Source organism: Micromonospora sp. NPDC051300, assembly GCF_044455315.1.
Taxonomy (GTDB): Bacteria; Actinomycetota; Actinomycetes; order Mycobacteriales; family Micromonosporaceae; genus Micromonospora; species Micromonospora robiginosa.
In genome coordinates this window covers 94,435-114,134 of the sequence record NZ_JBITEP010000010.1, presented here as the reverse complement: position 1 = coordinate 114,134, position 19,700 = coordinate 94,435, and the positions used below count along the sequence as shown (strand labels likewise).

Here is a 19,700-nt window from a genome sequence, read left to right as displayed (position 1 = left end):
CACCTGGCCTGATCTGTGATATGCGCCGTGTTAACAGGGGGCCCCGCCTATGCAGAAGGCGTTAACAGGGGGCCCCTCCTTACACTTGGGCGGTGAGTGAGCTGAAGATCGGGCCGTATGCGGTGTGGCCGCCGGTGGTGCTCGCGCCGATGGCCGGGATCACCAACGTCGGCTTCCGCCGCCTCTGCCGTGAGCAGGGCGGCGGCATCTACGTCTGCGAGATGATCACCACCCGTGCCCTGGTCGAGCGGAACCCGAAGACGCTGCGCATGATCGCGTTCGGCGCCGAGGAGCACCCCCGCAGCCTCCAGCTCTACGGCACCGACCCGGAGATCACCGCCGCCGCCGTGCGGATCGTGGTCGAGCGCGATCTCGCCGACCACATCGACCTGAACTTCGGCTGCCCGGTCCCCAAGGTCACCCGCCGGGGCGGCGGCTCCGCGCTGCCGTGGCGGCGCCGGCTCTTCGCCCGGCTGGTCAGGGCCGCGGTGGACGCCGCGTCGCCGGCGGGGGTGCCGGTCACGGTCAAGATGCGCAAGGGCATCGACGACGACCACCTGACGTACGTGGAGGCCGGGCTGGCCGCCCAGGACGCCGGCGTCGCGGCGGTCGCCCTGCACGGGCGTACGGCGGCGCAGCGCTACTCGGGCACCGCCGACTGGGACGCCATCGCCACGCTCAAGCAGGCGCTCGACGTGCCGGTGCTCGGCAACGGCGACATCTGGGAGGGCGAGGACGCGCTGCGGATGGTCGCCCACACCGGGGTGGACGGTGTCGTGGTGGGGCGTGGCTGCCTGGGCCGGCCGTGGCTCTTCGCCGACCTGGAGGCCGCGTTCGACGGCCGCACCGACCGGCGGCTGCCCACCCTGGGCGAGGTGGCGGTGACCATGCGTCGGCACGCCGAGCTGCTGGTGGAGCAGTTCGTGGCCGGGGCCCGCAACCCGGCCCGGGGCGAGCGGGACGGCTGCACCGACTTCCGCAAGCACGTGGCCTGGTATCTGAAGGGGTTCCCGATCGGCAGCGAACTGCGCCGCTCGCTCGCCATGATCGACAGTCTGGCCCAGCTCGACGACCTGCTCGGCAAGCTCGACCCGGAGGTGCCGTTCCCAGTCGAGACGCTGGGCCAGCCACGTGGCCGGACCAACTCGCCGGGCAAGGTCTCCCTGCCCGACGGCTGGCTGGACAGCCGCGACGACGACACCCCGCCGGAGGGCGCCGAGCTGGACGACTCGGGCGGCTGACCCGGTACGCCGAAGGGCCCGACCCCGGTGAGGTCGGGCCCTTCGTCACGCGGTCAGGAGCTGTAGCCGCGGCTGGCGATCCAGTGCGCCAGGGCGTCCACGTCCATCCGGTAGGAGGCCTGGTCCGGGTTCGCCGAGTCGGCGATCGTCACGACCTTGCCACCGTCGCGGTAGCCCACCACGCTGATGTAGTGGCCACCCTCGAAGGAGTGGGTGGTGCCGTCGGTGTCGGTCGCGGTGCCGGCGATGTTGGCCACCACGGCCCGGCCGTCGTCCACCGCGCGCACCACGTCGGCGCGCAGCTTGTCGGCCTTGTCGCGGGCCTTGTCGACGGGGATCTCGGTGGACTTGTAGACGTCCTTGCCGGTCTCCTTGTTCAGCACCGGGGTGATGTCGTTGATGCTGTTGGTGCCGTCCTCGGTGGTGCCCATCTCCTTGGCCATCGCGGCCACGTCGATGTTCTTGCCCTGCACCGACAGCGCGTTGCGCGCCGCGGCCGGGCCGCAGAAGTAGAAGTTCGGCTGCGCCTCGTAGCGCACGTCCAGCTCCCGCTCGCCGTGGCCCTTGCGGTCGACGACGACCTGGGCGGCGCGCTCGGCGGGGGTGGCCTGCGCGGCGACGGCGGGGCCGGCGATGCCACCGGCGGTGGCGGCGATACCGGCGACGGTCAGGGCGGTCTTGCGGATCAGATCGGTACGCATGGTGCGACTCCTCTGCGTTCGGGGGTGTGCGGCACGCGTGCCGCGGGGGAAAGTCTGCGCCGGCCGGCGGTCAGCGGTGGCGACCTGCTCGGCGGCTCGGGGGTGTAACCACCGACCGGGCCCGCCAATTCCCGGCTGCCTGCTCCGGTCCCGGGCTCCCGGCCGTGAGCCATGTACAACCCCCCGACCCGCCCAGCGATTCCCCACCCGGCCCCCGCGATCCGGACACCCCGCCCACCCGACCCCATACCCCCGTCGATCATGAAGTTGGCGGCGACAAATCGGACCGCGAACGCCGCCAACTTCATGATCGACGGGCTCAGGCGGGGTAGGGGCCGCCTTGTGGGGTGATCGACGCGGGGTGCGGCGTCCGGCAGGGTGGTGCCGAACGGCCCATTCCTGGAGACGGGGGACCGATGTCCACGTACCGCACCCCGCGCCCGCCCGCCCCGGCCGGCGCCCCCTCCGCCGGCGAGTCCCTGCGCCGGTGGCGGGAACTGCGCCGGCTCAGCCAACTGGAGCTGTCCATCCGGGCGGAGGTGTCGACCCGGCACCTGAGCTTCGTCGAGACCGGGCGCTCCCGGCCCAGCCGGGAGATGGTGCTGCGGCTGGCCGATCCGCTCGACCTGCCGCTGCGCGAACGCAACCGGCTGCTGCTCGCCGCCGGATACGCCCCGGCGTACCCGGAGACCGCGCTCGGCGCGCCCCGGATGGCCGCCGTCCGGGCGGCGGTCCGGCAGGTGCTGGCCGGGCACGAGCCCTACCCGGCGGCGGTGGTGGACCGGGGCTGGAACCTGGTGGACGCCAACGACAGCCTGACGGTGCTCACCGGGCGGGTGGCGCCCGAGCTGCTGACCGGCCGGGTGAACGTGCTGCGGGCCAGCCTGCACCCGGACGGGTTGGCCCCGCACATCGTCAACCTCGGCGAGTGGCGGGGGCACCTGCTCAAACGGCTGGCCCGGCAGGTGGAGCTGACCGGGGACGCGGAGCTGGCGGCGCTGGAGGAGGAGCTGCGCGGCTATCCGGGCGGCGGCCCGGACCGGTCCGTGGACCAGCCCGGCCCGGACGAGCTGGTGGTGCCGCTGCGGGTGCGGCACGACGGCGGCGAGCTGTGCTTCCTCAGCACGGTCGCGACCTTCGGTACGCCGCTGGACGTCACGCTGGCCGAGCTGTCCATCGAGTCGTTCTATCCGGCCGACGAGCGGACCGCCGCCGTGCTCCGGGACCGCGTCCGGAGCTGACGGGTCACGCCGCGGTCCGCGCCCGCCCGGCGGCGTCCGCCGGGGCCTCCCCGCGGCCGGCCGGCCAGGGGATCTCGGGCGCGGCGTGGAACGCGATCCCGGCGGCGCTCCAGCGCGGGCCGTGGCCGGCGAGCCGCTGCCGGAACCCGGCCCAGTCGTGTGTCGAGCGGGGCGACCAACCCAGCTCGGCGACGGCGGGCAGGCGCGGGAACATCATGAACTCGATCTCGGCTCGGGTGGTGACCGACTCGGTCCACAACGGCGCCTCCACCCCCAGCACCGCCTCCGCCGGCACGCCGTGGACGTGCGCCCCCGGGTCCCACTCGTAGGCCCGGCGTACGTCGACGAGCCCGGCCCAGTCGTGCCCGATCGGGGTGTCCGGGGCGTACTTCATGTCGAGGTAGGCGTGGTTGCCGGGGGAGAGGACGAGCCGGGCGCCCCGGCGTACCGCGTCGGCCGTCTCGGGGTCGTCGCCGTTGGTGCCCCACCACTGCACCACGCGCCCGTCGACGTGCCCGGCCGGGGCGATCTGGTGCCAGCCGACGACGGTCTTGCCGGTGGCCGCGACAAGTGCCTGGGCCCGCTCGACGAAGGCGCGGTAGTCGCCCGCCGGCACCTTGAACGCCTCGTCGCCGCCGAGGTGCAGCCACGGGCCGGGGGTCAGCGCGGCCACCTCGCCGACCACGTCGGCGACGAAGGCGTACGTCCGCTCGTCGTGCGGGTCGAGGTAGCTGAACCCGACGTCGGTGCCGGTGTACGGCGGCGGCGCGGTCTTGCCGGGCGCCAGCTCGGGATAGGCGACGAGCGCCGCGTTGGTGTGGCCGGGCAGGTCGATCTCGGGCACCACCGTCACGTGCCGGCGGGCGGCGTACGCGACGATCCGCCGGTAGTCGTCCCGGGTGTACCAGCCGCCCGGCGCGCCGCCGACCGCGGTGCCGCCGCCCGCCTCGGTGAGCCGGGGCCGGGAGTCGACGGCGATCCGCCAGCCCTGGTCGTCGGTGAGGTGCAGGTGCAGGTGGTTGAGCTTGTAGCGGGCCAGGTGGTCGACCACGCGCAGCACGTCGTCCACGCCGAAGAAGTGCCTGACGACGTCGAGCATCGCGCCCCGGTAGGCGAAGCGCGGCCGGTCGACGATCGTGCCGCCGGGCAGCACCCAGCGCTCCGCGACCGGGGCGGCGCTCTCGATCGCCGCCGGCAGGAGCTGGCGCAGCGTCTGCGCGCCGTGGAACAGCCCGGCCGGGGTGGCGGCGGTGATCCGCACGCCGTCGCCGGTGACGTCGAGGCGGTAGCCCTCGTCGCCGAGCGCCGCCTCGTCACCGCCGCCCACGTCACCGCCGCCCACGTCGCCGCCGGTCGCCGAGACGGTGAGCGTCAACCGGCCCTCGGCGCCGTCGGTCGGGTCGGTCACCGGGAGCGGGAACCCGGTGGCCGGGCGCAGCCAGCCGGCGAGCTGCTCGGCGACGTCCCGGCCGGCGGCGTCGATCCGGATCGCCGCGTCCGCCGGGATTGTGAAGTCGCCGCTCGGATCGGGGAGCACCCGCTCGGGCGCTGGCACCACGTCGCCGAGGCGGACCGGCGCGGGCGGGGCGAGCAGGTCGGTGGCCCGGTCGGCGGCGACGCGGGCCAGCTCGCCGGCGGCCGGCGACACGCCGGGCAGGCGGTCGGTCGACGTCGGACGGGGGAGGGCGGGGACGGGCCCGGTCTCGGGTGCTGCGGGGTTTGTCGACACGGCGACTGCTCCGAGTGGTGTATTCGTGCGGGATATGGCAAAGGTCAGGTTCGGCGATATCCGGTGCCGTCAAGAGTACGAGGGGAATCGGAATTGCGTGATCCTGCGCGTGGAAGCGTTCCCAAAGACCCGTACGAACGCGGGCAGTGGTGACTGTTGTGCCGATTGTCACCGAACGGTCCCAGGCCTCGCGAAGTTCGCTTAACCTTCGCCCACCGATCGCTGACGAGCCGGGATTACCGGTGGTCGCTCCCGGGGTATGTCCGAACTGAACCTTCGTTAAGTGTCAATGGCGCGCGTGGGAGGCTCTGGTGGCAGCGCAAGAAGAAACGGTCGAGCACAAGTACGTCTACGACTTCGCCGAGGGCAACAAGGACCTCAAGGACCTGCTCGGTGGCAAGGGCGCCAACCTGGCCGAGATGACCAACCTCGGCCTGCCCGTCCCGCCCGGTTTCACCATCACCACCGAGGCCTGCCAGGCGTACCTGACGACCGGGCGCGAGCCGGACGGGCTGGCCGCGCAGATCGAGGCGCACCTGGAGTCGCTGGAACGCGAGATGGGCCGCCGGCTCGGCGACCCGGCCGACCCGCTGCTGGTCTCGGTGCGCTCCGGCGCCAAGTTCTCCATGCCCGGCATGATGGAGACCGTCCTCAACGTCGGCCTCAACGACCGCAGCGTCATCGGCCTGAGCACCCAGGCCGGGGGGAACGACAGGTTCGCCTGGGACTCCTACCGCCGCCTGATCCAGATGTTCGGCAAGACCGTCTGCGAGGTGCCCGGCGAGGAGTTCGAGCACGCGCTGGACGACGCCAAGCACGCCAAGGGCACGCAGAACGACCTCGACCTGGACGCCGACGACCTGCGCGCGCTCGTCGACGCGTACAAGAAGATCTTCGCCAAGCACACCGGGCGCGAGTTCCCGCAGGAGCCGCGCGAGCAGCTCGACCTGGCCATCCGCGCGGTCTTCGACTCGTGGAACGCGGAGCGGGCCATCCTCTACCGCCGGCAGGAACGCATCCCGGCCGACCTGGGCACCGCGGTCAACGTGGTCAGCATGGTCTTCGGCAACCTCGGGCCCGACTCCGGCACCGGCGTCGCGTTCACCCGCGACCCGGGCAGCGGCGCGCAGGGCATCTACGGCGACTACCTGGCCAACGCCCAGGGCGAGGACGTGGTGGCCGGCATCCGCAACACGGTGCCGTTGCAGGAGCTGGAGCAGCTCGACAAGACCTCCTACGACGAGCTGCTCGGCATCATGGCCCGGCTGGAGGAGCACTACAAGGACCTCTGCGACATCGAGTTCACCATCGAGCGCGGCAAGCTCTGGATGCTCCAGACCCGGGTCGGCAAGCGCACCGCCGCCGCCGCGTTCGTCATCGCCGGCCAGCTCGTCGACGAGGGCCTGATCGACCTGGACGAGGCGCTGCACCGGGTCAACGGCGCGCAGCTCGCCCAGTTGATGTTCCCGCGCTTCCAACTCGACCACGACTTCCAGCCGGTGGCCAGGGGCATCGGCGCGTCCCCGGGCGCGGCGTCCGGCAAGGTGGTCTTCACCTCGGCCCGCGCCGTCGAACTGGCCGCCGAGGGCGAGGCGGTGATCCTGGTCCGCCGGGAGACCAACCCGGACGACCTCAACGGCATGATCGCCGCCCGGGGCATCCTCACCTCGCGCGGCGGCAAGACCAGCCACGCCGCGGTGGTGGCCCGGGGGATGGGCAAGACCTGCGTCTCCGGCGCCGACGAGCTGGAGGTGAACGTCCCGGCGAAGAAGTTCACCGTGGCCGGGCACACCGTCGGCGAGGGCGACGTGGTGTCGATCGACGGCACCACCGGCAAGGTCTACCTCGGCGAGGTGCCGGTCATGCCGTCCGAGGTGGTGCAGTACTTCGAGGGCGACCTCGACCCGGAGACGACCGACGACCCGCTGGTCCGCGCCGTACACCGGATCATGACGCACGCCGACGGGGCGCGGCGGCTGCGGGTCCGGACGAACGCCGACACCGGCGCGGACGCGGCGCGGGCCCGGCGCTTCGGCGCCGAGGGTATCGGCCTGTGCCGCACCGAGCACATGTTCCTCGGCGAGCGCCGGGAGCTGGTCGAGCGGCTCATCCTCGCCGGCGGCGGGCGGGAGCGCGACGAGGCGCTGGCCGCGCTGCTGCCGTTGCAGCGGGCCGACTTCGTGGAGATCTTCCGGGAGATGGACGGGCTGCCGGTCACCGTGCGGCTGATCGACCCCCCGCTGCACGAGTTCCTGCCCCCGCTGGAGCAGCTCGCGGTAAACGTCGCGGTCGCCCAGGAGCGCGGCGAGGACGTGGCCAAGGAGGAGGCGCTGCTCTCCGCGGTCCGCCGGATGCACGAGGAGAACCCCATGCTGGGCCTGCGCGGGGTGCGGCTCGGCCTGGTCATCCCCGGCCTGTTCGCCATGCAGGTCCGCGCCATCGCCGAGGCCGCCGTGGCGGTCGCCCGCGACGGCGGGACGGCCTGCCCGGAGATCATGGTGCCGCTGGTCGGCGCCGTGCAGGAGCTGGAGACGGTACGCGCCGAGGCCGAGAAGATCATCGCCGAGGTGGTCGGCGACAGCGGTGTCGACGTGCTGATCGGCACGATGATCGAGGTGCCCCGGGCGGCGCTGACCGCCGGGCAGATCGCCGAGGCGGCCGAGTTCTTCTCCTTCGGCACCAACGACCTGACCCAGATGGGCTGGGGCTTCTCCCGCGACGACGTGGAGGGCGCGTTCTTCTGGCGCTACCTGGAGCTGGGCATCTTCGGCATCTCGCCGTTCGAGTCGATCGACGCCGACGGCGTCGGCCGGCTGGTCCGGATCGCCGCCGAGGAGGGCCGGGCGGCCCGCCCCGGGCTGAAGCTCGGCGTCTGCGGCGAGCACGGCGGCGACCCGGACTCGGTGCACTTCTTCCACGAGGTGGGCCTGGACTACGTCTCCTGCTCGCCGTTCCGGGTGCCGGTGGCCCGCCTGGAGGCCGGCCGCGCGGCGATCAGCACGACCGGCTCCGACTCCCGCTGAGCCTGTCGGCGCGGGGCCGCCGGTGACCGCCGGCGGCCCCGCCCGGCGCGCCTTTCCGGTCTCCCGGGCGTAACCTGAGCTTCCGCCACGTGTTGATCAGGAGGGGTGGCCGCATGACCGCCGTCTGGGAGAACCTGACCATCGACGCCCGGGACCCGTCCCGGCTCGCCCGCTGGTGGGCCGAGGCGCTCGGCTATCAGGTGATCACCGACCGGCCGGACGAGGTGGAGATCCGGCGCACTCCCGACACGCTCCCCGGCCTGGTCTTCGTCCCGGTCTCCGGGCCGAAGCAGGGCAAGAACCGGCTGCACGTCGACCTGCGCCCGACCGACCTGGAGGCCGAGGTGGAGCGACTCGTCGACATGGGCGCCCGGCACGTCGACATCGGGCAGGGCGACGTGCAGTGGACCGTGCTGGCCGACCCGGAGGGCAACGAGTTCTGCGTTCTCCGGGAGCGCGAGGAGTGAGCCGGTGTTGCGAGCCCCGCAGTCGCGACCTCCGGCGTCTCCGGGAGCGCGAGGAGTGAGCCGGTGTTGCGAGCCCCGCGTTCGCGACCTTCGGTCCCTGCGCCGGCGAAGCCCCGTTGCACGCTGACGACGCGGCGCGGCTGGTCGCCGAGGCGCCCAAGGACACCGGGTACGGACGGTCCCCGTTCGAACGCGACCGGGCCCGGGTGCTGCACTCGGCGGCGTTCCGTCGGCTCGCCGCGAAGACCCAGGTGCACGTCGCCGGCACCGACGACTTCCTGCGTACCCGGCTGACCCACTCGCTGGAGGTGGCGCAGATCGCCCGCGAGATGGGCGCGCGCCTCGGCTGCGACCCGGACGTGGTGGACACCGCTGGGCTCGCCCACGACCTCGGTCACCCGCCGTTCGGCCACAACGGCGAGTACGCGCTGGACGAGCTGGCCGCCGCGTGCGGCGGTTTCGAGGGCAACGCGCAGACGCTGCGGGTGCTCACCCGGCTGGAGGCGAAGGTGCTCACCCCGGACGGGCGGTCCGCCGGGCTGAACCTGACCCGGGCCGCGCTCGACGCGGTGGGCAAATATCCCTGGGAGCGCCGCCCCGGCGAGCGCAAGTTCGGCGTGTACGCCGACGACCGCCCGGTCTTCGACTGGCTGCGCGCCGGCGCCCCGCCCGGTGACCGGCGCTGCCTGGAGGCCCAGGTGATGGACTGGGCCGACGACGTGGCCTACTCGGTGCACGACGTCGAGGACGGCATCCACGGCGGGCACGTGGACCTGGGCCCGCTGCTGGCCGACGAGGACGAGCGGCGGGCGCTCTGCGCCGACGTGGCGTCCGCCTACTCCGGCGAGGCGCCGGAGGACCTGGGTGAGGTGCTGGCCGAACTGCTCGCCGATCCGGTGCTCGCCCCGCTCGCCGCGTACGACGGCAGCCACCGGGCCCTGGCCGCCCTGAAGGCCACCACGAGCGTGCTCACCGGCCGGTTCGTCTCGACGGTGGTGGCCGCCACCGAGGCGCGCCACGGCGCCGGCCCGCACCGCCGCTACGCCGCCGACCTGGTGGTGCCGCGCCGGATCCGGGCGCAGTGCGCGCTGCTCAAGGGCATCGCCCTGCGCTACGTGATGCGTCGTCCGGGCGCGAGCGGGCGCTACGACAGGCAGCGGGAGGTCCTCGCCGAGCTGGTCGCCGCGCTGCTCGACCGGGCCCCGGACGCGCTCGACGAGGTCTTCGCGCCGTGGTGGCGGGACGCACCGGACGACGCCGCGCGGCTGCGCGTGGTGATCGACCAGGTGGCCTCGCTCACCGACCCGGCCGCGCTGGCCTGGCACGCCCGGCTGGTGTCGCCGAGCTGACCGCCCGGCCGCCCCTGTCGCAACTGAGGGTAGCCTAAGCCGCATGACGGAACGCCCGAAGTCGCTCACCGCCGCCACGGTCGTCCGGACCTCGCGGCCCACCCCGCACCTGATCCGGCTCGTGCTGGGCGGCGCGGAGCTGACCGGCCTGCCGGTGGGCGCGCACACCGACCACTACGTGAAGTTCGTCTTCCCGCCGGTCGGGGTGACCTATCCGCATCCCACCGACCTGGCCACCATCAAGCGCGAGTTCCCCGCCGAGCAGTGGCCCCGGCTGCGGGCGTACACGGTGCGGGCCTGGGACGCCGCGGCGGGTGAGCTGACCGTCGAGGTGGTGCACCACGGCGAGGAGGGGTTGGCCGGGCCGTGGGCGGCGGCGCTGCGCCCCGGCGACCGGGTGCTGTTCACCGGGCCCGGCGGCGCGTACGCGCCGGACCCGACCGCCGACTGGCACCTGCTGGCCGGCGACGAGAGCGCGCTGCCGGCGATCGCCGCCGCGCTGGAGCGGTTGCCGGCCGGCGCGCCGGCCCGGGTCTACGTCGAGGTGGCGGATCCCGGCGACGAGCTGCCGCTGGCCAGTGCCGGCGCGGTCGAGCTGCGGTGGCTGCACCGGGCCGGACGTCCGGCCGGCGCCGCGCTGGTCGAGGCGGTCCGGGCGCTGGAGTTCCCGCCCGGCCGGGTGCACGCGTTCGTGCACGGCGAGGCCGGCGCGGTGAAGGAGCTGCGCCGCCTGCTGCGGGTGGAGCGCGGGGTGCCCCGGGACGACCTGTCCATCTCCGGCTACTGGCGGCGCGGCCTGGACGACGAGGGCTGGCGCTCCACCAAGCGGGCCTGGAACGCCGAGGTCGAGGCCGAGGAGTCCGCCGGCGTCGCGACCTGACCGGTTGACGCGTTTCGTCCCGCGCCGGGCGGCGGCCCGCTCAGGATGGGGCCATGGCGGAACAGGTGCGGGATCGACCCGCGACGCAGCCGGCCGACCGGGTGGTGCTCGGGCTCGGCGTGGCCGGCGTGCTGGCCGTGGTGGCCTGGGGCGTGTTCGCGCGCGGTTCCCTGGCGTCGTTCGGTGCGGCCGGCCTGAGCTGGACGATCAACACCTTCGGTTGGTTCTTCGTGGTCGCGGCCGACGCGTTCCTGGTGCTGGCGGTGGTGCTCGCCGCCTCCCGGTTCGGCCGGATCCGGCTGGGCGCCGACGACGACGAACCGGAGTTCGACGGGCTGGCCTGGGTCGCCATGATGTTCAGCGCCGGTATGGGCATCGGACTGGTCTTCTTCGCCGTGGCCGAGCCGATCCAGCACTACGCGGCGCCGCCGCCCGCCTCCGGCGTCGAACCGCAGACCGGGGCCGCGGCGGCCACGGCCATGCAGTACACGCTCTTCCACTGGACGCTGCATCCGTGGGGCATCTACGCGATCGCGGCGCTGGCGCTCGCCTACTCCACGTTCCGCAAGGGGCGCGGAAGCCGGATCTCGTCGGCGTTCGCGCCGTTGCTGGGCGCGTGGACCGAGGGCCCGATCGGGCGCGCGATCGACCTGCTGGCGGTGTTCGCCACCGTGTTCGGCTCGGCGACCAGCCTCGGCCTCGGCGCGCTCCAGGTGGCGGCCGGGCTGGACCTGGTGAGCGGCGTGCGGGACAGCCGGGGCGTCGAGCTGGTGATCATCGGCGCGCTCACCCTGGCGTTCGTGGTGTCGGCCTTCTCCGGCCTGCACCGGGGGTGAAGTGGCTGTCCACCACCAACGTGCTGATCGCCGTGCTGCTGATGCTGTTCGTGTTCGTGGTCGGTCCCACGGTCTACACGCTGGAGGTGTTGCCGGCGTCGGTAGGTGACTACCTGAGCGGCCTGGTGCGCATGTCGACCCGCACCGGGGCGTTCTCCGACCCGGCCTGGCTGGGTTCATGGACGATCTTCTACTGGGCGTGGTGGATCTCCTGGGCGCCGTTCGTGGGCACGTTCATCGCCCGGATCTCGCGGGGGCGTACGGTCCGGCAGTTCCTGGTCGGGGTGTTGCTCATCCCCAGCGGCGCGAGCGCGGTGTGGTTCGCGGTGATGGGCGGCACCGCGCTGCGGACCCAGTCCACCGGCATCCGGGACCTGGTGGCCGACGTGGGCGCCGGCTCGGAGCAGGCGCTGTTCGGGCTGCTGGACGCGTTGCCGCTGGCCACGGTGACGAGCGTGCTCGCCATGGCGCTGATCGCGCTCTACTTCGTCACCAGCGCCGACTCGGCGTCACTGGTGCTGGGCTCGTTGAGTTCGCGGGGGGCGCTGCGTCCGCACCGGGGCGTGGTGGTGCTCTGGGGTGTGCTCATCGGCGCGGTCGCGGCGGCGCTTCTGCTCGCCGGCGGGCTGGACGCGTTGCAGCAGGCCACCATCCTGGTCGCGCTGCCGTTCGTGGTGGTGATGCTGGGCCTGGCCGTCGCCCTGGTCCGGGAGATGGCCGCCGACCCGGTCCTGCGCGCGGGGACCCGGCCGCGCCGGTCCGGCCTGGCCGCGGCGGTGCGGGCCGCCCGGTCGTACGAGGAGGAGGAGTCGCCACCCGTCACCCGCTGGCTGCACCGTCCGCGTCGCTGAGCGGGTGTACCGCGAATTGTAGTATGAGTGCTACATTCCGGGGCATGACTGCGACCGACTCCCTGGATGCCGTCGCGCCGACCGGACGACCCGACGAGGATCTCGTCCTCGACGTCCGCGACCTGCGCATGCGCTACGGCAGCGTCGACGTGCTGCACGGTGTCGACCTCACCGCCCGGCGGGGCGAGGTGGTCGCGCTGCTCGGCCCGAACGGCGCCGGCAAGACCACCACCATCGAGATCCTGGAGGGCTTCCGGCTGCCCTCGGCCGGCGAGGTGCGGGTGCTCGGTGTCGACCCGGCGCGCGGCGACGAGCGGTGGCGCGCCCGGCTCGGCGTCGTGCTCCAGTCCTGGCGCGACCACGGCAAGTGGCGGGTGGGCGAGCTGCTCACCCACCTCGGTGACTTCTACGCGCCGTACGCGACCGACCGGATCCGGCGTCCCTGGCCGGTCGACGACCTGCTGGCCACCGTGGGGCTGACCGCGCACGCCGGCACCCGGGTGGCCCGGCTCTCCGGCGGGCAGCGCCGCCGCCTCGACGTGGCGGTCGGCATCGTGGGCCGGCCCGAGCTGCTCTTCCTGGACGAGCCGACGGTCGGCTTCGACCCGGCGGCCCGGCGCGAGTTCCACGAGTTGGTGCACCGCCTCACCGACACCGACGAGACCACCATCGTGCTGACCACGCACGACCTGGACGAGGCGGAGAAGCTGGCCGACCGCATCCTCATCCTGGCCGGCGGCCGGATCGTCGCCGAGGGCTCGCCGGATGAGTTGGCCCGCCGCGTCGCCGGCGACGCCGAGGTGCGCTGGACCCGCGAGGGCGAGCGCTACGTGCACGCCACCGCCGACGCCACCGGCTTCCTGCGCGATCTGCTGCGCGAGCACGGCGACCGGGTCCGGGAGCTGGAGGTGCGCCGGGCCAGCCTGGAGGACGCCTACCTGGCGCTGGTGCACGAGGAGGAGACCGGGATCCGCACCGGCCGGGCCGAGCGGGTGTGGCAGCGGGAGGCGACGCGATGAATCCGACCACCAACGCGATGCGGGCCGGGGTGCGGCGTGGCCTGATCGAGCTGCGCGCCACGTTCACCAACGGCCAGGACCTGTGGAACTACTTCTTCCCCACGGTGGTGCTGCTGGTCGCCGTGTTCTGGATGCGCGGCTCGACCGTGCCCGGCACCGACTTCTCCCTCGGCGCCCGGACGCTGCCCAGCGCGCTCGGCATGGGCCTGCTCTTCGGCGGGCTGCTCGGGCTGGCCCAGCAGCTCATCGTCGACCGGGAGGACGGCACGCTGCTGCGCGCCAAGGCGATCCCGGACGGCATGCTCGGCTACCTGGTCGGCAAGCTCGTGCTGGTCTCGGCGATCTCGCTGATCGGGGTGACCATCCAGCTCACCCCCGGCCTGTTCTTCCTGGACGGGCTGCGGCTCGGCGACCCGGGCGCCTGGCTCACCCTGGCCTGGGTGGTGCCGCTCGGGCTGGTGGCGACGCTGCCGTTGGGCGCGGTGATCGGCTCGGTGATCGAGAACCCGCGCAACATGGGCCTGGTGGTCCTGCCGATCTTCGGCCTGATCGCGCTCTCCGGGATCTTCTACCCGATCAACGGCCTTCCCGGCTGGGTGCAGGGCGTGGCCCAGGTCTTCCCGCTCTACTGGCTAGGCTTGGGCATGCGCTCGGCGCTGCTCCCGGCCGACCTGGCGGCGGTCGAGCTGGGCGGCTCCTGGCGGCACCTGGAGACGCTCGGCGTGCTCGGCGCCTGGGCGGTGCTCGGGCTGGTGCTGGCCCCGGTGGTGCTGCGCCGGATGGCCCGCCGGGAGTCCGGCTCGCGGGTCGCGGCCCGGCGGGAGCGGGCCATGCAGCGGGTCGGATGAGAGGGCGTCGATGAGCGAGACCGTGCACAACCGGATCGCGGTGCTGCGCGCCGAACGGGGCGTCTCCCGTCGACAGCTCGCCGACGCGCTCGGGGTGCACTACCAGACCGTCGGCTACCTGGAACGCGGCGAGTTCCGGCCCAGCCTGCACCTGGCGCTGCGCATCGCGGCCCACTTCGAGGTGCCGGTCGAGGTGGTCTTCTCCATCGAGCCGTTCCCCCGCATCGGCGACCCCGCGACGGCCCGCTCGGCCTGAGCCGGCGGGGACGGGCGGCGTCCGCCACACGCCCGTCCCCCCGGCCACCGGATCGTCGGTCCGGCAGGGCAGGATGTACGCCGAGGAGGTGGCGGCCATGGCGGGGCGGATCCGGGACGAGGACATCGCGCTGGTCCGCGAGCGCACCTCCATCGCGGACGTGATCTCCGAGGTGGTGACGCTCAAGTCGGCAGGTGGCGGCAACCTCAAGGGGCTCTGTCCGTTCCACGACGAGAAGAGCCCCTCGTTCAACGTCTCGCCCGCCCGCAACGTGTTCTACTGCTTCGGCTGCGGGGTCGGCGGCGACGCGATCAAGTTCCTGATGGACGCCGAGCACCTCGGGTTCGTCGAGTCCGTGGAGAGCCTCGCCGCGCGCGCCGGCATCCCGCTGCGTTACGTCGAGGACGACAGGTCGACGCCGCGCGCCCGGCCGCAGCAGGGCCAGCGGCAGCGGCTGGTCGCCGCGCACGCCGCCGCCGTCGAGTTCTACCGCGCCCAGCTCACCACGGCGGGCGCCCGGCCGGCCCGGGAGTTCCTCGCCCGGCGCGGCTTCGACCGGGCCGCCGCCGAGCGCTACGGCTGCGGCTTCGCCCCCGACGCGTGGGACCTGCTCACCAAGCACCTGCGGCAGCAGGGCTTCAGCCACGACGAGCTGGTCACCGGCGGCCTGTCCCGCCCGGCCCGCTCCGGCTCGCTGATCGACAGGTTCCGCCGCCGGCTGATGTGGCCCATCCGGGACATCACCGGCGACGTGATCGGCTTCGGCGCCCGCAAGCTCTTCGACGACGACGACGGCCCGAAATACCTCAACACCCCCGAGACGCCGATCTACAAGAAGTCACACGTCCTCTACGGCATCGACCAGGCCAAGCGGGAGATCGCCAAGCAGGGCAAGGTGGTGGTGGTCGAGGGCTACACCGACGTGATGGCCTGCCACCTGGCCGACGTGCCGACCGCGGTGGCGACCTGCGGCACCGCGTTCGGCGCGGACCACATCTCGGTGCTGCGTCGGGTGCTCTTCGACAGCGACGAACGCGCCGGGGAGATCATCTTCACGTTCGACGGCGACGCCGCCGGCCAGAAGGCCGCGCTGCGGGCCTTCGAGGACGACCAGCGCTTCGTCGGGCGCACGTTCATCGCGGTCAGCCCGGACAACATGGACCCGTGCGACCTGCGGCTGGCCAAGGGCGACCTGGCCGTGCGCGACCTGGTGGCCCGCCGCGAGCCGCTCGTCGACTTCGCGCTCCGGCACATGATCAGCCGGTTCGACCTCGACACCGTCGACGGCCGGGTCGAGGCGATGCGCCGGGCCGCGCCGCTGGTGGCGAAGCTCAAGGACCGGGAGAAGCGCCCGGAATACGTCCGCAAGCTCGCCGGTGACCTCGGCATGGAGATCGAGCCGGTGCAGCGGGCGGTGCTGAGCGCCGCCAACGGCCAGCCCGCCGCCGGTCGCCCCGCGCCGTCGCGTCCCGGCCCGGCCACGCCGGCCGTGGACAGTCCCCGGTCCATGGTGGAGCGCGAGGCGCTGAAGCTGGCGTTGCAGGAGCCGGTGCTGGCCGGCCCGATGTTCGACGCCGTCGAGGCCGGCGACTACCAGCACCCGGTGCACGCCGTGGTGCGCGTGGCCGTCGCCGCGGCCGGTGGGGCGGCCGGCGCGACAGGCGGCGCGGTCTGGATCGAGCGGGTCCGGGACGCCTGCGACGACCTGGCCGGGCAGGCCCTGGTGGGCGAGCTGGCGGTGGAGCCGTTGCGCATCGACGGCGAGGTCGACCCGAGGTATGTCTCGGTCACCATGGCCCGGCTCCAGTGGAGTTCGGTCACCGGCCGCATCCGGGACCTCAAGTCGAAGATCCAGCGGATCAACCCGGTGAGCAACAAGGACGAATACTTCGCCCTCTTCGGCGAGCTGCTCTCGCTCGAACAACACGCGCGCGCCCTGCGCGAGCAGGCCGCCGGAGGACTGTGATGGGACTCTTCCGCCGCCGCCCGAAGCTGCCGCCGGCCGACCGGCCGCCGCTGGCCGCCGACGAGCGGGTGCTCGCCTGGGCCGCCGCCGGCAACGGAGAGGGTGACGGCGTGCTGGTCGCCAGCAACCGCGGGCTCTGGCTGCCCGGTCGCGGTGAGCGCCTCGGCTGGCACGACGTCCTCAAGGCGGTGTGGTCCGGCCGCGAGCTCACCGTCACCCCGGCCGAGGCGGTCGCCGAGCGCGACGGCTACCTCGTGGTCGCCGACGCGCCGGCCGAGACCTACCTGCTGCTCGACCCGGGCGACCTGCCGCACCAGGTGCGGGCCCGGGTCACCGCCTCGGTGGCGTACACCGCGCACCACCCGGTGCCCGGCGGCGCCGCCCGGGTCGCGGCGCGGCGGGTGTCCGGCGTCGACGGTCTGACCTGGACGGTGCGCTATGACCCGGGCACACCGGTCGACGACGAGGCGGTGGCCGCCGAGACCGACCGCCTGGTCGCCGAGGCCCGCGCCGCCACCACGCCCGCCGACGCCTGACGGCGACCGGACCACCGTACGGCTGTGGCCCTCGGCGGACGGCTTGGCCGGGCCGCCTTGTTCGGAGATCGAGACGCCGGCCGGCAACGTGGCAATGCGACGGACCGCCGAGACGTGCGGTTTCACCCACGAGGGCACCCAGCGGGAGCGCGCGTACGACGGGGACGGCTTCGCGGACATGGCGATCTACGGTCTGCCGCGGCGTGACTGGACGCCGTGAGTGTGAGATGCCCGGCCGGCCGACGTCCGAGTCTCGGGCGGGCCCCTCTTCGGGCTCGGTGGAGTGGTCACAGGAACTCGCTGCGGTAGGTCGAGGCCAGTTCGGCGGCGAGGCGGCGGCGTTCGGCGAGTTCGTCCGGTGCGAGCTGCGGCGGCGGTGCGTCCCGGCCCGCGACGACGTCGCCGATGCGGCTGAAGTACTCGTCCTGCCCGGCCGGGGTGCACATGCACAGCATCCGGGCCGGCGCGCCGGAGGTGTTGCGGAAGTGGTGCGGCGCGTTGGCCGGGATGTTGACCGTCGACCCGGCCCGGACGAGGTGCTTCTCGCCGCGGAAGGTGAACTCGATCTCGCCGTCGAGGATCGTGAACATCTCCTCGAAGTCGTGCCGGTGCGGCGGCGGGCCGCCACCGTCGGGGACGCGCATGTCGATCAGGCAGTACGCGCCGTTGGTGTGCTCGCCTGTGATCAACATGCCGTAGGTGTTGCCCACCAGGGAGATGTAGGTCGTGTCGGGATCGTCGGGGTTCGCCACGGTCAGCGAGCGCGCGGGATCGTCGTCGGGAATCATCGTGATCGTCTCCAGGCAGTGCGGTGGCGGGTCAGGCGGTTGGCGCGAGGACGACGGTCTTGCCGGGCAGCTCGCCCGCACCGGCCCGGGTGTGCAGTGCCGGCAGGTCGGCCAGCGCGACCCGCTCGGCGACGTCGACGCGCAGCTCGCCGGTGCTGACGCGGGCAGCCAGGTCGGCGAGTTGGTCGGCGTCGCTGCGGACGAACAGGTCGACGCCGTGCACGCCGCGCGCCTCGTCGGACGGGGCGGGCATCCAGACGGTGGTGTTGACCAGGGTGCCGCCGTCGCGGATCAGCGTGACCAGCGCGGCGAGCTGTTCCGGGGCGACGGGCGCGAGGTTGAGGACGAGGTCGACCGGATCGGTCACCGCCGCGGTCACGTCGGTGGTGGTGTGGTCGATCACCTCGTCGGCGCCGGCACTCCGGACGCGATCGGCGCTGCGCGGGCTGGCCGTGGCGATCACCTGGGCGCCGACCTCCTTGGCCAGCTGGACCGCGTAGCCGCCGACCGCTCCGCCCGCGCCGTTGATCAGCACCCGCTGACCGGCGGTCAGCTTGCCGTGGTCGAACAGCGCCTGCCACGCGGTGAGGCCCACCAGCGGGAACGCCGCCGCGTCCGCCAACGGGATGTTCCGGGGCGCCCCGGTCAGGATCTCCGCCGGCGCGAGCACGTACTCGGCTGCCGCACCCGGCTCCGTCATCGGCAGGAAGCCGACGACCTGGTCGCCGACCGCGACGTCGTCCACGCCGTCACCGAGCGCGTCGACAGTGCCGGCGACATCGAGGCCGGGGGTGTGCGGCAGCTCGACCGGGATCGGGCCCTGCATGAAACCCGCGCGGATGTTGCCGTCGACGCCGTTGAACGACGTCGCGGCGACCCGGATCCGGACCTGGCCGGCACCGGGGGTGGGCTGCTCGACGTCCTCGTAACGCAGGACCTCGGGGCCGCCGAACTCGTGGAAACGCACTGCCTTCATCGCTGAACCTGCTTTCGTGAGCGCCGTTCGTGTGCACTCAATCTGGCAGGATCCGGCGTGGTCAGCCTGGGCCGGGCTGGCCCACCTTGACGATGGCCGGCTCGGCGGCGGCGCCGACGATCTCCGCCAGGCGCGCCGCGTCGGCCGAGCCCGGCGCCGCGGTGAGCATCAGAGCGGCCAGGTCGTCACCCGGGATGGCGAGCAGGCTGCCGACGAGCGTGACCGCGCCGGCGTCGGGATGGATGAACGCGGCACTGCTCTCGTACGCCTCCACCGGCCGCGGCGTTCGCCACAGGGTGTCGAACAGGCGGCTTCGGCTCCGCATCTCGTCCACCAGCGCGGCGAGCGACGCGTCGGCGGGATAGCGCAGCAGCGCGCTCCTCAGCTGCGCGGCGAGGATCGCTTCATGATCGGTCGCGTCATCGGCTGACTGCTTGAAGTCGTCGAACGGATCACAGAACGTGCGCCAGGCGACGTTCCACTCCCAGGGGTCCCCGGTGAGATGCCAGTGCTCCAGCGCCAGGAACGCGCTGTTCACCGCGACGATGTTCATCGCCGCGTCGGAGACGAACATCGGAGTGTCGGTGAACCGCTCCAGCAGCCGCATCGCGCCCGCACCGATGTCGGTCGGCACCTGCCCGTCCGCGGCGGCGTACCCGGCCAGCGCGCACAGCCGCTCGTAGTCCGCCCGCCCGATCCGCAACGCCCGGGCGATGGCGTTCACCACGCCGGCCGACGGGTGGCTGCGCCCCTGCTCCAACCGGCGCACGTAGTCCGCGGACATACCCGCGAGTTCGCCGAGTTCCTCCCGCCGCAGCCCCTGGGTCCGCCGGCGGCCGACCGGCAGCCCGACGGCCTCCGGTGCCGTCCGCTCCCGCAACTGGCGCACCGCGACACCGAACTCGTGACGTTCCACGGCCCAATTGTGCCCGGTCAGCGTGTCGACGACTGTTCCGGTACCGGCCGCTCAGCGGTCTTCGGCGGCCGTCGCCT

General features: G+C 73.4%; 17 protein-coding genes and 1 pseudogene. 13 read left to right on the top strand and 5 right to left on the bottom strand.

Annotated elements, in window-relative coordinates:
• The first annotated feature begins 92 nt into the window (after positions 1 to 92).
• A complete protein-coding gene (dusB, locus tag ACIA5A_RS13935) occupies positions 93 to 1,241 on the top strand; it encodes a tRNA dihydrouridine synthase DusB (RefSeq protein ID WP_396760960.1) in 1,149 nt (382 codons plus the stop codon).
• A gap of 53 nt (positions 1,242 to 1,294) precedes the next feature.
• On the opposite strand, the gene ACIA5A_RS13930 is transcribed toward dusB, so the two are convergent.
• Positions 1,295 to 1,942: a C39 family peptidase gene (locus tag ACIA5A_RS13930; protein ID WP_396760958.1), complete on the bottom strand. Its 648-nt coding sequence runs from the start codon at positions 1,940 to 1,942 to the stop codon at positions 1,295 to 1,297.
• 416 nt (positions 1,943 to 2,358) lie between these two features.
• Between ACIA5A_RS13930 and ACIA5A_RS13925 the strand changes: the two genes are divergently transcribed.
• The gene (locus ACIA5A_RS13925; RefSeq protein ID WP_396760954.1) at positions 2,359 to 3,183 is read left to right on the top strand and encodes a helix-turn-helix domain-containing protein; all 825 of its coding nucleotides are present in this window, start codon (positions 2,359 to 2,361) and stop codon (positions 3,181 to 3,183) included.
• A gap of 4 nt (positions 3,184 to 3,187) precedes the next feature.
• On the opposite strand, the gene ACIA5A_RS13920 is transcribed toward ACIA5A_RS13925, so the two are convergent.
• Positions 3,188 to 4,912 (bottom strand): beta-N-acetylhexosaminidase, encoded by a 1,725-nt coding sequence (locus tag ACIA5A_RS13920; protein ID WP_396760951.1) that lies wholly within the window; start codon positions 4,910 to 4,912, stop codon positions 3,188 to 3,190.
• A gap of 311 nt (positions 4,913 to 5,223) precedes the next feature.
• On the opposite strand from ACIA5A_RS13920, the gene ppdK reads away from it, so the two are divergent.
• The 11 genes and pseudogenes from ppdK to ACIA5A_RS13865 all read left to right on the top strand — a co-directional run bounded on the left by ppdK (position 5,224) and on the right by ACIA5A_RS13865 (position 17,163).
• On the top strand, positions 5,224 to 7,935 hold the full coding sequence (gene ppdK, locus ACIA5A_RS13915) for a pyruvate, phosphate dikinase (RefSeq protein ID WP_396760948.1): 2,712 nt from the start codon (positions 5,224 to 5,226) through the stop codon (positions 7,933 to 7,935).
• Positions 7,936 to 8,048: 113 nt separating this feature from the next.
• Entirely contained in the window at positions 8,049 to 8,402 is a 354-nt protein-coding gene (locus ACIA5A_RS13910; RefSeq protein ID WP_396760945.1) for a VOC family protein, read from the top strand.
• Between the two features lie 116 nt (positions 8,403 to 8,518).
• On the top strand, positions 8,519 to 9,751 hold the full coding sequence (locus ACIA5A_RS13905; protein ID WP_396760942.1) for a deoxyguanosinetriphosphate triphosphohydrolase: 1,233 nt from the start codon (positions 8,519 to 8,521) through the stop codon (positions 9,749 to 9,751).
• A gap of 43 nt (positions 9,752 to 9,794) precedes the next feature.
• Positions 9,795 to 10,631, top strand: a complete 837-nt coding sequence (locus ACIA5A_RS13900) for a siderophore-interacting protein (protein WP_396760939.1) — start codon at positions 9,795 to 9,797, stop codon at positions 10,629 to 10,631.
• A 53-nt stretch (positions 10,632 to 10,684) separates the two neighbouring features.
• Positions 10,685 to 12,318 (top strand): annotated as a pseudogene (locus tag ACIA5A_RS13895) (BCCT family transporter).
• 128 nt (positions 12,319 to 12,446) lie between these two features.
• Positions 12,447 to 13,337 (top strand): ABC transporter ATP-binding protein, encoded by an 891-nt coding sequence (locus ACIA5A_RS13890; RefSeq protein ID WP_396761207.1) that lies wholly within the window; start codon positions 12,447 to 12,449, stop codon positions 13,335 to 13,337.
• Positions 13,334 to 14,185, top strand: coding sequence for an ABC transporter permease (locus ACIA5A_RS13885; RefSeq protein WP_396760937.1), 852 nt, complete (start codon positions 13,334 to 13,336; stop codon positions 14,183 to 14,185). Before ACIA5A_RS13890 ends, ACIA5A_RS13885 begins: the two co-directional genes overlap by 4 nt.
• A 10-nt stretch (positions 14,186 to 14,195) precedes the next feature.
• Positions 14,196 to 14,441, top strand: a complete 246-nt coding sequence (locus ACIA5A_RS13880; RefSeq protein ID WP_396760934.1) for a helix-turn-helix transcriptional regulator — start codon at positions 14,196 to 14,198, stop codon at positions 14,439 to 14,441.
• 73 nt (positions 14,442 to 14,514) lie between these two features.
• Positions 14,515 to 16,407 carry a DNA primase gene (gene dnaG, locus ACIA5A_RS13875; RefSeq protein WP_396760931.1) on the top strand — a complete coding sequence of 631 codons (1,893 nt, stop codon included), beginning with the start codon at positions 14,515 to 14,517 and terminating at the stop codon, positions 16,405 to 16,407.
• Complete coding sequence (locus tag ACIA5A_RS13870) at positions 16,407 to 16,943, top strand: hypothetical protein (RefSeq protein ID WP_396760928.1); 537 nt, start codon at positions 16,407 to 16,409, stop codon at positions 16,941 to 16,943. The genes dnaG and ACIA5A_RS13870 overlap by 1 nt, the downstream gene beginning before the upstream one ends.
• Before the next feature lie 94 nt (positions 16,944 to 17,037).
• A complete protein-coding gene (locus ACIA5A_RS13865; RefSeq protein ID WP_396760925.1) occupies positions 17,038 to 17,163 on the top strand; it encodes a hypothetical protein in 126 nt (41 codons plus the stop codon).
• Between the two features lie 67 nt (positions 17,164 to 17,230).
• Here ACIA5A_RS13865 and ACIA5A_RS13860 read toward each other — a convergent pair whose 3' ends face one another.
• The 3 genes from ACIA5A_RS13860 to ACIA5A_RS13850 all read right to left on the bottom strand — a co-directional run bounded on the left by ACIA5A_RS13860 (position 17,231) and on the right by ACIA5A_RS13850 (position 19,623).
• The gene (locus ACIA5A_RS13860; RefSeq protein ID WP_396760922.1) at positions 17,231 to 17,731 is read right to left on the bottom strand and encodes a cupin domain-containing protein; all 501 of its coding nucleotides are present in this window, start codon (positions 17,729 to 17,731) and stop codon (positions 17,231 to 17,233) included.
• A gap of 31 nt (positions 17,732 to 17,762) precedes the next feature.
• Positions 17,763 to 18,707 carry an NADP-dependent oxidoreductase gene (locus ACIA5A_RS13855; RefSeq protein ID WP_396760919.1) on the bottom strand — a complete coding sequence of 315 codons (945 nt, stop codon included), beginning with the start codon at positions 18,705 to 18,707 and terminating at the stop codon, positions 17,763 to 17,765.
• Positions 18,708 to 18,768: 61 nt separating this feature from the next.
• Positions 18,769 to 19,623, bottom strand: a complete 855-nt coding sequence (locus tag ACIA5A_RS13850; RefSeq protein ID WP_396760916.1) for a helix-turn-helix domain-containing protein — start codon at positions 19,621 to 19,623, stop codon at positions 18,769 to 18,771.
• Positions 19,624 to 19,700 lie beyond the last annotated feature (77 nt).